General features: G+C 42.8%; 7 protein-coding genes. All 7 read left to right on the top strand.

Translation table 11 applies throughout. From position 1 onward, the window contains the following. Nucleotides 1-43 precede the first annotated feature (43 nt). The 7 genes from RDO37_RS07820 (at nucleotide 44) to RDO37_RS07790 (ending at nucleotide 16256) form a co-directional block, all read left to right on the top strand. Nucleotides 44-9643 (top strand): hypothetical protein, encoded by a 9600-nt coding sequence (locus RDO37_RS07820; protein WP_308498681.1) that lies wholly within the window; start codon nucleotides 44-46, stop codon nucleotides 9641-9643. 123 nt (nucleotides 9644-9766) lie between these two features. Beyond that, a complete protein-coding gene (locus RDO37_RS07815) occupies nucleotides 9767-10564 on the top strand; it encodes a hypothetical protein (RefSeq protein WP_308498680.1) in 798 nt (265 codons plus the stop codon). A 444-nt stretch (nucleotides 10565-11008) separates the two neighbouring features. Further along, a complete protein-coding gene (gene nadA / locus RDO37_RS07810; RefSeq protein ID WP_308498679.1) occupies nucleotides 11009-12091 on the top strand; it encodes a quinolinate synthase NadA in 1083 nt (360 codons plus the stop codon). Nucleotides 12092-12500: 409 nt separating this feature from the next. After that, nucleotides 12501-13196, top strand: coding sequence for a hypothetical protein (locus RDO37_RS07805; RefSeq protein ID WP_308498678.1), 696 nt, complete (start codon nucleotides 12501-12503; stop codon nucleotides 13194-13196). Nucleotides 13197-13571: 375 nt separating this feature from the next. Then, nucleotides 13572-13760 (top strand): hypothetical protein, encoded by a 189-nt coding sequence (locus RDO37_RS07800; RefSeq protein WP_308498677.1) that lies wholly within the window; start codon nucleotides 13572-13574, stop codon nucleotides 13758-13760. Nucleotides 13761-14886: 1126 nt separating this feature from the next. Continuing rightward, nucleotides 14887-15336, top strand: coding sequence for a transcriptional repressor (locus tag RDO37_RS07795; protein ID WP_052338892.1), 450 nt, complete (start codon nucleotides 14887-14889; stop codon nucleotides 15334-15336). A 404-nt stretch (nucleotides 15337-15740) separates the two neighbouring features. Then, nucleotides 15741-16256, top strand: coding sequence for a metal-dependent transcriptional regulator (locus RDO37_RS07790; RefSeq protein WP_308498676.1), 516 nt, complete (start codon nucleotides 15741-15743; stop codon nucleotides 16254-16256). The last annotated feature ends 167 nt before the right edge of the window (nucleotides 16257-16423 follow it).

Genomic DNA, 16423 nt, shown 5'->3' with positions numbered 1-16423 from the left:
AACCACAGTTAGAACGTTTTCATGTTAATGGGGGATTTTCATCATGACTAGTTCAAACTCATCATCGGCTAAAAAGAGAGCTACAAGCGCTAAGAGTAAGCGTAGTGCCGCATCTAAGAGTGCTGTAAATTCTAAGGATGATGTAATCAGAATTGATGATAATGCCGCTTTACTTGAAGCGTTAGGTGATGCTTTATCAACTAGCGATGATGTTGCTACATTAGCAAAGTCTTCTACCTCTAAGAGCAAGTCATCAAGCTCAAAGTCTTCTAGTAAATCCCCTGTAAAGAAGACTAGCTCTCGTGCCAAGACTGCCTCAAAAAACACTCATGATAACGATGAGGATGCGCTTTTAGATACTGCTCAAAGTGCACAGGGCGCATCAGTAACATCTGCAGTTAAGAGCAAGCGTACCAAAGCAAAGAGTGCTGAGGCTAAGAGCGCTACTCATGGTAAGAGCGCAGCTGCGGCCAAAAGGGCCGCTGCAAAGAGTGCTTCTGCAAATGGCGCTGTGGACTCTCAGAGCGATGCAATTGAGGCTAATGGCTCTAAAGTTTCTAGCAGCAAGAAAACAGCAAGCAAGCGTACTGCAGCTAAGAGCAGCGAAGATAGCACTGGCGATCTTGATGCCATTGTATCTGTAGTTGCAGATGATAATGGCTCTGTTCAGCACACTAGTGATAAGAGCAAGGCTAAAGATAGCGCTGATCTTAAAGATAATGCTGCTGCTTACGACGATGCTATGGGCATTGCACTAGAGGCTAGTGATGATAAGAGTGTTGCCTATGATGCAATCGGTGGCTCTGATGATGCGCAAGTAGGCTTTGGTGTTGAAGAAAAGCTAGACAGTGCAGAGACTAATGTCGCTGTAGACCATGGTCTTAACATGGGCAATAGTGCCTTTGATCCATACTCAAGCGGTATCGGTATTTTTAATGCCTTCTTGGGCACTAAAGACAAGGCAGGGATTAAGACTTTAGAAAGATTCCACTATAAGACGCCTGCAGAAGTTGAGCATGCTAATGGCTCTAAGTTTGATGTTAGCTCTATGGTCGATGAGCTTAAGCACTTATCTCCAGAGCTGCTAGAAAAGGCTAAAAAGGAGTTCATGGGCGGCTTTTCAACAGCTGCTAATGATCTTTTAGTCTATCGTCGCCTTGAGGAGTTAGGTGGCGGCGATTACATCAAGGATCTTAGTTACGAGCAACTGCAAAAGCTCTCTTCAGAGTTTGATGACATCAAAGATGCAGCTTTGTACTTCTATGAGACCATCTGTTTAATCGATTATTCTGCTTATCTTGATAAGAGAGCCCGTAAGTTAGCTCCAACTTTCTTTAAATACTATCCAGACCAAACAGCCATCGGCCTGTTATTTGTCGATGATGATGAGTTTAAAGAGACTGAAGAGTACGTTAAAGCACGCTCTACCATTATCAAGGATTTGCTAGATGTTGAAAGCTCCCTTGTAGACACTCTGGAAACCTCTTCACTTGGCACTGTAGAGGGACGCTTACAGCTTGATGAGGCTATCTTCTACGAGTATTTGCTTTGTGCTAAAAAACACCTTAGCCATGATATCGATAGCTATAAAGTTTTAGTCGATGTAAGTAACTTTATCGACCTGTTCAAGCTTATTCATGAAAGCTTTATCACTAGCAATGACTTTGACTATGGCTTTAGACATTATGGTCGTTTTAATTTAAAGAATGAAGGCGATCTTACTAAGGGCCTAACTCAATACACCTCTCTTAGCGTAGACGATATCGATCCTATGGAGATCGATAATCTGCACTTTGCCTATCTCGAGCCTGTGTTCATGCACTTGATGGCCGATGATGCTAGTTTTGCTTTGTTAAATGAATTAGTTAGCTCCACAAGCAATATCTTTAGACATGAGCTTAACAAGAAGGTAGGCGGCAACCTTACTGCAGATTGCGATTTTACCCCAGCGCTACAGACCTTCCTCTTTGGTAAGCGAGCTGCTTATATTGGACAGCTTGCAGTGATGGAGGCATCTGAAAAGATCGCCAATGATGACACTCGTCCACTGTTCTTATGCGATATCTTCTTAAACAAAGAGGCTTTAGATGCTACTCGTGTTAACGAGTATCAAAAGGCTGTAGATATCTTTAAAGACTCCATCGAAGATGCAGTGCGCAACGACTCTTTTACCGATGAGATGAAAGAGTGGGCCTTGCACATCTACCACAATACAGAGATCTTCAATAAGGCATGCTTACGCCTTAACAATACTGTCACCGCTGGTGAGGGTACTGTTGGCGGCTTAAACATGGACAACGATCGTGTCATGTTGGAGATGCTCTTCTTCTACTCTAAATTCCTTGTCAATGAGATGCGTAGAGAAGTGCTTTACGATGCTCAAGGCAATGTAATTGAAGAAGATACACCTGAGTGGCAAGATGCCTTAGTGCAAAAAGAAGATGCTCTCATGCGTGGTGAGAGCTATCCTGGTCAAGAGTTTGAGCCTGAGTTAGTGGGTGATAATGGCATTATTCCTATCATTCCAGGCACTCCTGCGCTTAGTGCTTTCTTAATTGGTAGAGCCTATACCTACGGTGAGTTCTTAGCGGAGCAAAACCCTGATTTTGCTTTTAGTGCACTTAAGTATGCCGACTTTACTGGCAGCTTTATGGCCACTAGCTACCTTGGACTTTACTATCTGCCTCTGTTCCAGCCATACTTAAGCTCACGCGGCGAACTGCTGCTGCAGTACCACTTAAGAGGCGTTTTAGCCTATCAATTAGGTGAGATCTGCGCACAAGAGAAGTTCAATCGCGTTAGCTTCTTCCGCAATCAGTCTGTGTACACCGATGGTAGTTCACTAGCTAAGTACTATAAGGTCATTCAAAACAAAGATAAGCAGCTTGATTATGTCCTGTCGTTAAATCCAACCTTACATGATAACGATCGCTTTGATGGTATTCAGCCACTAGCAGTTAGCGCCTATGGCTCTATGCTTGGCAACAGCGTCATCTTAATGTGCGATCTGCTCTTAGATCAGCCAAAACTTATCGATCGCTATATTAAGACACTTGAGATCTTAATGTCTCTTACTGAGCTGCAAATGGCCAAGGAGTACTCTCCTGTTTGCTGCTTTGCAATGTATCGCTTCTTAAGCTCAGATTGGACTCATCGCACTTTTTCTACTGGTCGTATCTTAGATCGCTTCCATAGCCGTGAAGTCTTAGGCTCCTTAATTACCAGACAGTTAATGCCATCTGGTCTGAATGCGCCTGTACCAGGTTCTTTAATCGGTGAGGATTTTGATCTTAGCGATATTGCTGCAGTGTTCTTGCAGATCGGTATGTTCTACTCAGACTACCGTGATCAAGGCTATGCGCTGTTAAACAGCAAGTTTGACTCACTTAAGGGTAACTTTGCGCCTTTAACCGCTCCATACTTAGATGAGCTCTACAAGACCTCAGCAGCGCTGCAAAACGGCAATTCCCTGTCATATATGACCGAGGTAGAGTCGGCACTAGGTCATGAGAGCAAATCTGATCTCTATGCTTTAGTTGGCAGCAAACAATTTGCATCTAAGACCTTTAAAAATGCCGTTCACTACTTTACCAAGAACGATTTAAATGCCGATCGTGATGCATTTTCTAAGCAGCTTTGCTACTTAAATCGTCCATATGGCTACTACGAGAGATATTTATGCTTAAAGGACGATCCTAAGCGTCTTAGTGAGGCTCATACTTACTTGTTCTATGCAGCAAGAATGAGCATTGCAGAGGCTATGAGTGATTTAGAGGCCTTAGAAAAAGCCAATCTCTTCAAGCCATTACCATTTGTCATCTACATTCGTTACTTAGAAGAACTCGCTAAGAGCGATTTACAAGCAGTCTTAGTGCTCTTCTTGCTCAGTCAAAATGGCGATTTGCTCCCTCCAAATCAAGTGCGCTTTGTTGAGTTTATCGAGAAGTATCATCAGATCTTCTCTAATTCAGGACTTAAGCGTGCTCTCATGGAGCGTGGCTTTATCAATCCAGCGATCGCCAAGCGTCATACCGATCATCAAACCTCATGGTATGGCATGTTTGGTATTGAGAGTGAAAACTTACGTAAGAATAACGAGGATATTGATGGCAATAGTGCACGTTGCAATTCCATCATTGAGGTTTTCGAGCTCGTTGATCTTAACTATCTTATTAACTGCATTACCGATCAACGTATTCAAGAGATCGTAGGCAAACTCTTTGAGCGTCTTGCTAAGGGTACAACTGATTTTGAGACTAAGCTGCTCTTTAACTGGACACGTTCTGAGTACTTCCCTGAGTTCTTAAAGGCAAGTGCTAGAAACGTCATGCTCGAGCTTACCGTAATCGAGTCACCAGAGGATATTGCTAGTATCGATTTCTTGATGAGTATGTATACTCATGTGCTCGACTCGAGCTTTACAGGTCTGTATGGTACTTATTCATTAAGCCAAATTAAGCACAATTCACATCCGCTTGCCGATGCAAATGAGGTAGGCAGGATCTTCAAGAACCTTACTGAAAGTGGTTTTGCTCCAATCACCATTAACAGCATGACAGCCTTTGCGCTTAATGCTTTACGTGGTCCTGGTAGACCAAATCTTGGTTTATTTAAGAACTTAATCCGCTTCCTTGCTAATCAGGGCATGGCCTCAGCTGAGCGCTTGGTACATCTTGATTTAGGCTATTTAAGCGATTACCCATACGGCAAGATTTTTGACCGTTTAGTTTTAAGAGCTCAGCATAGCAACTTAGATATGCTCTCTGAACTCAATAAGAGTGAGAGTGTCTATAGTCCTATCATTCAGAACTTAGTTGAGTCAAAGTTTAAGCAAGATAGCATGAGCTATTTTGCCGATGAGGCCAATAAGGACAATGAGTCTTTAGCAACACAAGATATAGCAAGTGCCGATGGCATTGCTATTGAGTCAAATTTTGATGAGCAACATAGCCAAGATGGTAAAGATGGTGGAGTTAACTTAGCATCTAGCTTAAAAGATCGTGCAATAGCTAATGCTCTAGACCTGCAAAGCTTGCTTAGCGAGTCATCTTTAGATCATGTCAAAACTCTGCATGAGAAGTTCGTAAAAGAATGCTACAACCAGATTTGCCTCAATGACGTGCAGATCTTTGCTGACTTCTATTCAGGAGATAAGTGCTTAAGCACCGTTAGCTTCTCCTTCTTAAGTGAGTTTATCGCACAAGATATGTGGTTCTCATACTACCGCGACTATCTTTCAAACAAGGATGAGTACCCGCAGGAACTTCTTGATGACCTCAATCGTGAAGCACGCCATGCACTCGATATTAAGTGCACGATCAATTATTTCTTAAAGCACCTGATTAACTTTGAGTTCTTTAAACGTTCTCAAGGTTTAAGCTTATTACAGAGCGTTATCTTTAGCCGTAATGGTTGGCAGCTTGGCCGCAAGATGAACGGACCAAAGCGCTCTTATACCTCACTGCTTGCTAAAGATTTGCTCCTTGGTATGCCAGGAGCTTTAGAGCGCTTTAATTATTACGTCAACTCCCATCGCTTTAAGTACAAGATTCATGAGGGTTTCTTTATTGAAAACGAGCATATAAGTACTGCTCGTAACTTCGTGGAGAACGTACTGCAGCTTGATATTAATTCAGAGAAGTTCAGTGAGTTTGCCCAATCCATGTATGAGGAGGGCTTTAGTGAATTTACTGATCTTCTTGAAGAGGAAGAGAACGGCTATGTAAATGGCACCTATCGCTTTATGGTGCCTCCATTTGAGTACGACCCTCAAACTGGCATGGTCAAAAACTCACTTTTAGACTCTGAGATCTTATGCTATTCAACTGAGCAAGCTCTGTTTGCCCGTTCCTCACTTAAAGGCTGGGCGCATAAGATCGACGAGCTGTCCAAAGCTGACTTAAAAGAGCGCGAGCAGTACTTCTACACTAGCGACTATGAGTTTATTAAAGCTTATGGTGAAAAGGAGCTCGTGCTGCGTAATGAGATCGAGCGTATCTTAGGCCCTGATAATATTGAAAGACTCATTTACGAGGATAATCGTCAGTGGATTAATTACACCTTCTACGATCGTAGCGGTGTGACTAAGCATGATCTCATCAAGATGATGCCACAGTCTTGCTCTATCTTGCCAAGCAGTATTCTCAAGCATTGCAGCTATGAAGATCAGGCCTTAATCTTAAATAAGAGCTTTAAGCCAGTTAACAAGGGCAAGAACAACGATCAGTATTTAGCTAACTTACATCGTATCGAGGCTGATGATTTAAATGCTGCTCAGCTTTGGGGTATTACCTACGATGAGCGTGCTAACCGTTGGCATTTAAGTAAAGAGCAATTAGTAAAGCAGATTAGTAAGGAGTATGTGGTCTACTCTCAGGAATTGAGAAATTTAAGATCCTTTAGCTCTTCATACTCTGACGCTATCTATCAAGTAGATAGCATGCGTGTGCTGATCGCTAATCAGCGTAGAGCAAATAATGACAATGCCTCTTTTGTAAGTAGCACTGATGCTAAACGCAGCGCCAATGAGTATCACTATCAGTCAGATATCTTAGATAGTGCCGCTAGCAATGATGATGCAAGTTCAGATAACTCTAAAAATCCATGGTCAAGCTCAGTATTATCTGAAGCAGCCTTCTGGGATATCGATGAGGGATCTGCTGCAACTTTATCTGAGGGGGCTTTAGCTCAAGAATACTTACCTGAAGAGTCAGTTCTGTGGGATTGCATCAATAAGCATCAAAACTATGACGGTCAGCTCTTTGTATCTCGCGCTGAGATTACTCCAGAGTCCATGATTCGTCGTGCCAAGATCATGGCGGCTAATGCAGGTAGTACTTTAGCTCGTCAAAGCTTGCAGGAGCTTGATAAGAATAATGCTGATGACAATGCAGTTTTAACTAAGGTTGATGAGAGCTCTTTAACGCATGGATCATACGATGGTCTTAGCGATGGCAATGATATTAAAGACAACTTAAGTGCAGCTGCCTTAGATAAACCAAGCCAAGGTACTTCCGATACCCTTGTCAGCAGTGCAGCTAGTGGCGATGAGGATGTCTTTACTAGCCTCAAAGAATTCTTAAGCGGCAAGCTTTCAGGTGGTAACGGTGAGATCCAAGCTGAAAATATGAGTGCATCTCAGTCAGGCAATAATGCCTCTGAAACTGAGGGCACTGGTGATCTCATGAGCTTGTTTAGCCGTATGAATGTAAAAAGCACTGATAAGGGTGTTGATTACTTAAAAGACGAGCTCGATAACAAGTCATCCTTTGCAAGTTACATCTTCTCCAATGCTTGGCATTTTGATGAGTCACTTGAGCATCAATACACAAGACCAGTGATGTTCCATGAGGATGAGAACCCTCTGCATGCATTGCTGCACCTGTTTATTAATGTGCTCTCATCTCAATTCCAGTTAATTGAGAAATATGAGTTTGAAGAGAAGACTTTAAATAACCTCAATCGCACTGGTTATTTCTATGGTGCTTGTGACTTAGTCGATAGTGCCTTTGTCGCTACCGTGCTTTACTCCTATCGTTGTCGTTACCAAAGAAAAGAACTCTTTGAGCAAAATGAATTTGAGTTCTTGATGAGCTGCAGAAGCTTAGTGACATCCATTATTGGCCCAGAGGATAGTCTGAAGTTCTTTGGTATGGAAGACAGTGCTTGCAATGCCATTACTAAGAAAGTTGCCGAAAAGCTGCTGATGCCGCCGTTCTCAACTAAGGCTCATTTAATGTCTGTACTCTACCCAAGTGTGGATAATTTTGAGTTAAGAGCTAGCAGCAGATATAGAGCAATTTTAAGTGCACCACGTAAGCTCTTTAAGAAAGTTAATATGCCATTTACTGTAGAAGACTCCCTGTTAAATGCAGCTTTCTACGATCTGTTTATGAACAGAGAGCTTCTATTAACTGCACCTAATTTGCTGCCTTTCTATGACTTCTTAGAAGTGAAGTGTGCTGATTTACCTGAGTATATTTTACAGGCCCCATTTAAGCCTACGAACAAGTATCTAGCTACTCTTGATAAGTTACTTGACGCTAAGTCTGATAGTAAGGAGTATCAAGACTCTCTAGATATGAACGTAGATGGCTGCCTGTACTATGAGTCTAAAGATGAAGTATCTCATTTTAGAACTCATAAGAAATTCTCAGACAATGCTGCATGCAAGCAAGATAGAAGTCTACAGCTGCAGTTGCGTAGAGCATACGATAAGAGAACTTTCGACAACACTTTAGTCGTGAACTCTACTGAGTCTTACTATGCAACAACTGAGCAGGCTAGATTCCACCGTGGTTTATCCATAGGCCATGGCTCAGCTAAGGCATATACAAAAGCTGACATAGCCTTAGATCCTCGTCGTGAGCGCTATATTGCTCGTACCTTTGGTGGTTATAGTTTCGATTATCTAAGCCATGAGGATAAGCTCTATTTTGCTACTAGCTACACTGGCATGTCCGATATGCAGGAAGCTTTGGTTAGCTTCTTATTTGACTCTACTTGGGAGAAGCTGTCTAATCCATTTACTGCAGAGTACATTGATTATGGTCTGTCGCTTAGCTATAAGTACCCTTGGGATAACTCAACTATAGAAGAGATCGGTGCTAACTATACCTTCATGCATAAGATGCTTGAGTACTCTCCTAAGATGACTGGTACCGTAGCAGAGTTTAGAGATCAGGTTGATATTAGCCATAAGGAGCAAAAGAAGTTTGCTAAATTCTATGCAGAGCATCCTTTTGTTCCTGAGATTAGTTCAGCAAGTATGGTGCTGCGTCATTTAATTGCAGGACTGCACGATCTTGCCTATGAATATGAACTTAAGCTGTCTCAAGAAGGCATTGATATCTCCAAGCTTAGCGACGATGCTTTAGAGCACTCTTTAGAGTCCGTCATCTTCAGTCACGATTTTGAAAATGATGGCTTTGAGCAAGTAGGTGAAAAACTTAAGCAACAAGGCTACTCACAAGCAGATACCGAGGCTGAAAACATTGATAATAGAGGTGGTCACTACCAAAGTGATGAGGTAGATGATAGCGAAGTCGATTACGACGAGCTTGAAATGCCCGTAGAGTCAGATGATGAAGATGGCGAGTTTGAGCTAGTAGATGAGGGAGGTATCCTCGATATCTCTGAAGACGATGTAAATGAGTTTATCGACTTCCTCTCTAGCAACGAACTTGATCCAACCGACATCGAGTCTATGGCTGAGATGATTGCCTCTGCTTACATTCAGCGTATGCGTAAGCAAGGTATCTCCGATAACGAGATCGTCGACCGTATCTTTGACAAGGACGGTAATTTTGACGTGCACGGTGCTTTTGAAGAGTTGATGAATCAATCCTCTCCTCTAGATCATGACGAGAATGTGATTGATGCCGTCATCGCCGACGATGACGATGACGACGACGCCGCCACCGTCACCGCCGATGCCGCCACCGCCGCGAGCGCCGCTGATGGCACTGGCGCAGCAGCAAGTGCTGATTCTGCAGCAAAGCAAAAGCGCAAGGCATCGGGTAAAGGTCACGGTCGTAGCACTTCATCAGAGGCTCAAGACGAATCACTAGATCAAAATCATCAAACTCAAGCACGTAAGCAAGGTGCTAAAGGCAAGAGATCTTCAAGAAAATCACGCCGTTAGCTCACATCCTGCTCAAGCTTATAATGAAGGGCAGGGCGATTACTTTGCTTGGTAGACAATAGGCCTAATAGGCCTGTTGTTAGGATCTGTATCAGCACTGTCCTTTTAGGAGTAATTGTTAATATGCAGTACGTTTTGAAGCTAACCCCTCTTGGCATTGAGCATCATGTGTTCAGAGTTGTGTCAGTTGATGGCTTGGCAGATACAGAGCATGTTTTGAATCTGTGTAATCTGTCTTTTGGCTATGGTAACTACGACTCTAAAGAACTTATCTTTGCCAAAGACGCAGCTGCATTTAAGGCTTTAAGTGTTGATAGTGTTGATGAAGATGACGATCACTATGGCCCAACAGGCAATGAGTTTGCTGCTTTCTGGAAAGATGAGCCTAAGTTGGAAGGTCTTGAGCTTTTGACTATGCAAATTAAGTCTGGCTCTCAAGAGGCATTAAAGCGCTTTGATATTCTGCTTGAGTCTATGAGTGAAATGCTCTCAAGCAGTGATAATCAGTCCAATGGTGTCGTTAACGTTGACGAATGCGTGTCTGTAAAGGCATCTAACGCCTGCAAGGCTGACACTCATCCAGGTGATCAGAACTTCCGCTTTAAGTTCATCTATGTTCTCAATGGCGTTAAGCATTTAGTTGAAGTTATGATGTCATCTGAAAAGCTCAACTGCTTCTTACCTGCAACCTTAATGGGTGATGGCCTTATCGTCGACGATAACAACGATAGACCATTATCTATTGCCATGCTCAATGAGATCATGGCCTCTCATGAAAATGATGAGGCTGCAGAAGATGGCCTTAACTTAAAGGAATGTACTTCTCGCATGCGTGCTTTAGGCGCAATGCGTGGTGCACAAAAGATCAACGATGCCTTACTTAAGGCAGGTGCTGAACCACTGTCATTCAAGGTGGATTAGGCACAAGAATTAGTAGTACAGCTAAGAGCTTTTAAGTAACAAAATAAACAGGTAGCTAAAAGCTTAAGCGTGCTACTACATAACGTCATCAGTGCCTATAACTTACAAAGGCACATGATGACATTTGACTCACCGTACAGAGTTTTGAGGGCATGCGTGAAAGCGTGCTCAACAAAAACAAGTTTAAGCTGCTCCAACATATTTACAGACGCAGCTTAGCTGAACTCGTGGCTTTGTAAGCCTTAAAAACGAGCCTGAAGCAATAAAGCAAGATATCTCTTGCACAGGTGAGATCAAAGCGTCAGTACATAAAAATAAAACTTATCATTTTTGTGTACGATACTTTGATCAAAGCAGTGCTTTAGTTGCTCATCAAGGGTTACAATTGTATCGCCAGTTCGTTGTTCGGTGGTATTTACCACTCATTTTAGGAGTTAGGATCATATGTCTGTAATCATGCTCAAAGATATCGCTATGCCGAAGGAATTTGAGGTTTCTCATAAGTTCACGGCACAGGAGCTCGAGGAAGACAGTCGCCTGTTTGATCAGGCCAAAGAGGCAATCTTAAAGCACGACGCTTTATTAATTGCTCACTATTACACTCATCCTATCATTCAGCGTCTTGCTGAGGAGACTGGTGGTTTCATCGGTGACTCTTTAGAGATGGCTCGTGTAGGTATGGAAAGCCCTAAAAAGACCATCGTTGTTGCTGGTGTTCGCTTCATGGGTGAGTCAGCCAAGATTCTCTCTCCTGAGAAAACCGTTTTAATGCCAGACATGAGCGCTGAGTGCTCCTTAGACTTATGCTGCAAGGGCTCTGAGCTCAAGCGCATGAAGGAAGCACATCCAAACGCTACTGTAGTTGCTTATGCCAACACCTCAGCAGAGGTTAAGGCAATGTCTGACTGGATCGTTACCTCATCTACTGCTGTTGAGCTCGGCAAGTACTTAAAAGCTCGCGGTGAGGAGATCCTGTGGGTTCCAGATCGTCACTTAGGTGGTTACATCGCTGACAACTCTGAGTCCACTGTTTACACTTGGCCAGGCCGCTGCATCGTGCACGATTCTTTTGAAGCTGCTGCTATTGCTCAGCAGAAGAAAGACATGCCAGATGCTAAGCTCTTAGTACACCCAGAGTCTCCAGCTGACGTAGTTGCTTTAGCTGACAAGGTTGGCTCAACCTCACAGCTGCTTGCATTCACTAAGACTGACTCAGCTAAAACCTACATCGTTGCTACCGAGCGCGGCATCTTCTACAAGATGAAGCAGGCAAATCCAGATAAGAACTTTGTTGAGGCAGCAGTTGCTCAGCGTGCTGAGATGCCTTTAGAGAATGCAGAGTGCCCATGGATGGCCTTAAACTCTTTAGGCAAGATCATCTCTGCTTTAGAGAGCACCGGTGCAGAGCGTGACAAGCACACTATCGAGGTTGCTGATGATGTTCGCGTTAATGCATTAAAGCCACTCGATCGTCTGCTGCGCTTTGCCGAGGCATTAAAGAAGGGTGACTTACCAAACGATCTGTAAGTTTGAATAAAGCCAAACACGCGCTCTATCACACGCCAAGCGCTCTTAGGCTTTTGCCAAGCTCATTGTAAGTAACTAGCGGCTATGTACACCAAAATAGCCCTGAGCGAATATGCGCTCCAAATGTGACCCACAGCAACGCTAACGTGCGTGAAACAAAGCCGTTTAGCGCTGCTTTGGCCATTACTTTCTGACAATGAGACATTGGCTCATAGAACCCTAAGAAATCTAGGGTAAGATATTAGGCTGCAACTTAGAAACTCCTTTGGTCAGCGATCAAGGAAATAAGTGCAGCCTTTTTCATATGTAAAAACACATAAATCATCACCATGCAGCTAAGCAAATACGCTTAGTAAAGATCATGGCTTCATCACTCACTATCAGCTAGAGCAAAGTTTGAGGAACTATCATGCGCGGACAGATCACGACCTACGACAGTAAGAAAGGCGAAGGCCGTATACAGGCAGAGGATGGTCTTTTTTACCGCTTCAATAGAGATTGTCTGCAAAAGGGTGAAGACGCTGATTACATGATGATGAATGTGGAGGTTGACTTCACACCTGGTACTCTTGAGGTACTAAACCGCCGCACCAATCAAAAAGAGCAGTGGCAAGCAGCTTTAGAGATCACCGTACCAAATCCAATGAGCGCAGAAGAGCTCGACGTGTATTATCGTGAGCCACCGACCTTCCTCTTTGAAAAAGAAGATATTCCTGATGGCTACGATGTGCTCGATCGCGGTCTTTACCCAATTACTCGTACCGAGCGTACTGAGGAGAAAGCTAAGATTCGTTTGAGCCGTGACTGCCTAGACTTTGGCGCTAACTCTTGCGTATCTTACAAGTGCACCATTGAGCTTAAAAACGCCATGGGCAATGGCTTTAATGTCTACCATGCCACTGGTGTTCCTGTGATCTTAGCTACCCGTGATCCAAATGGTGATTGCCGTGCTCACGAGCTGCAAAACCGCATTGATCAAGAAAAGGTTAAGAAAGCCCATAACATCCTGGTTAACACCCGTATTGGCAAGATGGTAATTCGAGGCCTCATGATGGTAGGTCTCATCATCTTTGCCTTAGGCTTCTTCTTAACTGGCGGCATCTAAACAAAGCCACCATACCCATCAATACAGCTAAATCAGCAAATACAGCTAAATACCGCTAAACAACGCGAAATACAGCCACGGCGCTGCTCTGCCTCAAGGCGCTTAGCGATGTATTGACGCGCCTAAGATCGTTGCATTTACATTAGCTGCAACATGGCGCATCAAGCTTCATGATAATGGACGAGTTTTTCTCGCCCATTATCCATATCTTCAGGCACTTGTGATAACTTGCATTTTCTCAAGCAAGATCTATCTAATAATTGGTCTAACATTCCCTCTATACATACAAAAATCTCTAAAACGCTATTGTGCTGTCTATTTAAATAGCGTATGCTAACTAAAGTAACTCTATGCTAATACTTAAACGGGATTGCTATGGATCAGATCATTTTAGTTGGTATTTTGGTAGTACTTGCCATTCCTTTCTACTTTGGTATCAAGCGTATCATTGCTATGTTCTCAAAGAAAGGTAGCTCCTGTGGCTGTGGTTCAAATGACTGCAAGTGCTCATCTAATGGAGACTCCAGCTCTTCAGAAAAGGGCACAGGTCATCGCAGCATGTAGTTTTGGTCAATTTGCACGAAGCTCCTGATTAGCGTTTTTGAGTCGCGTCATTCTAGAAGCGACCATTTTTATACAGGCACAGTGTGGCAGAGCATAGTCGTAGCATGCAGCCTACAGACTTAGGCAGATGCTAAGGCTCATCAGTGCAGCTACTAGAAGATGGTGCTACCAAAGATTGCAAAGCCTAGTAGCTACTTGTATTACGACATAAGCATACAGCTTAGTGCTGGTGTATTTGAGTTTCTAGTTCGTACTTGTCAAGGTTAATAAAGGCATTAATTACATGCGCTACAATGGTTGCAGCTTTGGTGACTTATAGGCTTAAGTGACGGCAGATTTGCCAAAGATTGGTGCTTTAGACTCAAAAATTTTGTTTATTTGTGAGTAGATTTCTTAAATCAATCAATGAGCTTAAATGTGGCTTAAAGACAAGTTGTAGCTACTAAAATCTCTATCGTAGCGACCTTTAGAGGTGCTGGTTATTGTAGACAAAGTAGGTGTTTTTGCTGTTTTAAAGTAGTGTTTAACTAAACTTTGAACTTGCTAACAATTTATCTTAATAGATCTGTCGTATAGCTAGACTTGTCACAAATCTAACGTACACAAGCAAGATAACTTGCTTTAAATCTAGCCTTTTGCTTTTAGTTGCGTTATCCTAACAAGCGTTGCCTTTGTGTTGTACAGTCAGTGTTATTAGTAGTGTAGGATAATCAGGACATATGATCCTGTTTTAGGTTACAGTGAATTACTTAAAAGATGCACTAAAGCATTTAAGTAATGCCTCACGTGGCCTCTTTTTCTATTCCTAGCACTTGGTAACCTCGACGGATGTTAAGCCTATACAGGCCTAAAAGAGCAGTTTAGACTGTGCTGCAAATTAGGTTAGATTAACGCAAGGCTCGCAAAGATCAAACGTTAAACACCAACTAGAATCATTGCTTAATAGCAATATCTGTTTGAAACGCTAATAGCAAGCGTCATCAATCAGAAGCGCTATAAGAAGCTTTGTTATGATGAAAGCTTCGGTGGTGTTTTAGGTTATTCACATACTTGCCTTAGGCTAAACAAAGTCTAGTAAGAGCAGCTAGAGGGTGAATGACCGTTCACTGAGAAGTTGAGGATAAGCATGCAAAACCGAGACTCGGTATATAGTCAGATCGGCGATTTGACAGAAGAAACCGTACAAAAGTTGGAGCAAAGCGGCTTGCGCATGACTTTGCAAAGACGTCATATTATCGAGATCCTTACTAAGAGTCAGTGCACCTCTCCAAAAGAGTTATGGTATGAGGCACGTCAGTATGTGCCTGATCTGGGTATTGCAACCGTTTACCGACTCATTAATCGTCTCGAGCAGATCGGTGTTTTAGCCAAGAATCGTAATTTGGGTATTAACCGTGTAATCCCTCAGCTTGGTTCTATCACTAACTACAACGGACAGATCATCACCCCACGTACTAATGTACAACTTACTGAGTTAGTCCGCCTTGGTCTTATCTCCACTGGCGTCATTGGCACTAACAATAAGATTGAGCTGTCATTAGTTGGTGAGAGCATCAATGTAGTGATTGCATCTTAGCTCTAAATAACTACGAAATTTATGCATATATATGTCTACATGGTGAGTTAATGAAGAGACATATATTATGTTTACAGAGGCTGCATTGCAGCCTTTGTTGTATGTGCTTGTTGAATCTCACCACTAAGACACTGTAACTCACATACATCTTCAACTTTTTATATTTGACGGATGTCTAATTTGCCGTCTTTGAGTAAGATAGCTAAAAAGATTTCTCAGTTATTTCATTCTCTTTGTCTATTGCGGTCTTGCTCATGTATCCTACCTACCTAGTTTTGGTCAGTTACTGACTTTATAGTTTTGGCAATGTAGATTGCTAATGTAGGTAATGTCGTACTACATACCGCAAATTATGTTGAGACTGCTTTGAGCAGCTAACTACAAAAAAAACGAGGAGTTCTTTAATGACTAACGGTGTTAAGGTTGATTTAGAAAAACCAACTCCATTAACAGTTTTAAACGCCGTTCCTGAAGTACCAGGAAAGTCTGGTGCCGGTTACTACGGTATTGCCGAGTCAGGTGAGACTTATCTTGAGACCATTCTTCTGATTAAAGAGCGCACTCAAAGCGGCCTCGTACGCGCAGTAGATATTGCCAATGAGCTAGGCTTCTCTAAGCCAAGTGTGTCTCGTGCACTTGGTCAGCTAAAAGATAAGGGCCTGATTACTATTGAGTTCTCTGGCGCTATCGTATTTACTCCAGAAGGCCTTGAGTACGCTAAGAAGGTATTTGAGCGCCACCGTATTCTTACTTACTTCCTGCGCTATGTTCTCTCTGTACCAGCCGTTCAAGCTGAGCAGGATGCTTGCCGCATTGAGCACGTTATCTCAGATATCACTGTCGACCGCATGGTAATGTTCTTAAAAGAGAACAATCTCTACACTGAGGAACTCTGTTCCAAAAAAGTTGTTCAAAGCTAAACATCCTTATTGGACTTATCCGCACTCTGTTGACGGCATAGGTGGTTAGTATCCTCACTACCTATGTCGCAACTAGAGCCTATTGATGCCCAGTAGCACCGGATAGACGTTCTAGCAGAATTCTCTTTACCTCTTCCTTCTTGCTGTACCTTGAAATTTCGGTATCT

The organism is uncultured Anaerobiospirillum sp. (assembly GCF_902485895.1).
GTDB classification, from domain to species: Bacteria; Pseudomonadota; Gammaproteobacteria; order Enterobacterales; family Succinivibrionaceae; genus Anaerobiospirillum; species Anaerobiospirillum succiniciproducens.
Note: the sequence above shows the minus strand (reverse complement) of the source record. Positions and strands in the feature narration are given on the sequence as shown.

Coding starts and splice junctions, on each gene's coding strand:
- RDO37_RS07815 (WP_308498680.1), top strand. CDS start 9,767: ATGCAGTACGTTTTGAAGCTAACCCCTCTTGGCATTGAGCATCATGTG.
- RDO37_RS07790 (WP_308498676.1), top strand. CDS start 15,741: ATGACTAACGGTGTTAAGGTTGATTTAGAAAAACCAACTCCATTAACA.
- RDO37_RS07820 (WP_308498681.1), top strand. CDS start 44: ATGACTAGTTCAAACTCATCATCGGCTAAAAAGAGAGCTACAAGCGCT.
- RDO37_RS07795 (WP_052338892.1), top strand. CDS start 14,887: ATGCAAAACCGAGACTCGGTATATAGTCAGATCGGCGATTTGACAGAA.
- RDO37_RS07800 (WP_308498677.1), top strand. CDS start 13,572: ATGGATCAGATCATTTTAGTTGGTATTTTGGTAGTACTTGCCATTCCT.
- nadA (WP_308498679.1), top strand. CDS start 11,009: ATGTCTGTAATCATGCTCAAAGATATCGCTATGCCGAAGGAATTTGAG.
- RDO37_RS07805 (WP_308498678.1), top strand. CDS start 12,501: ATGCGCGGACAGATCACGACCTACGACAGTAAGAAAGGCGAAGGCCGT.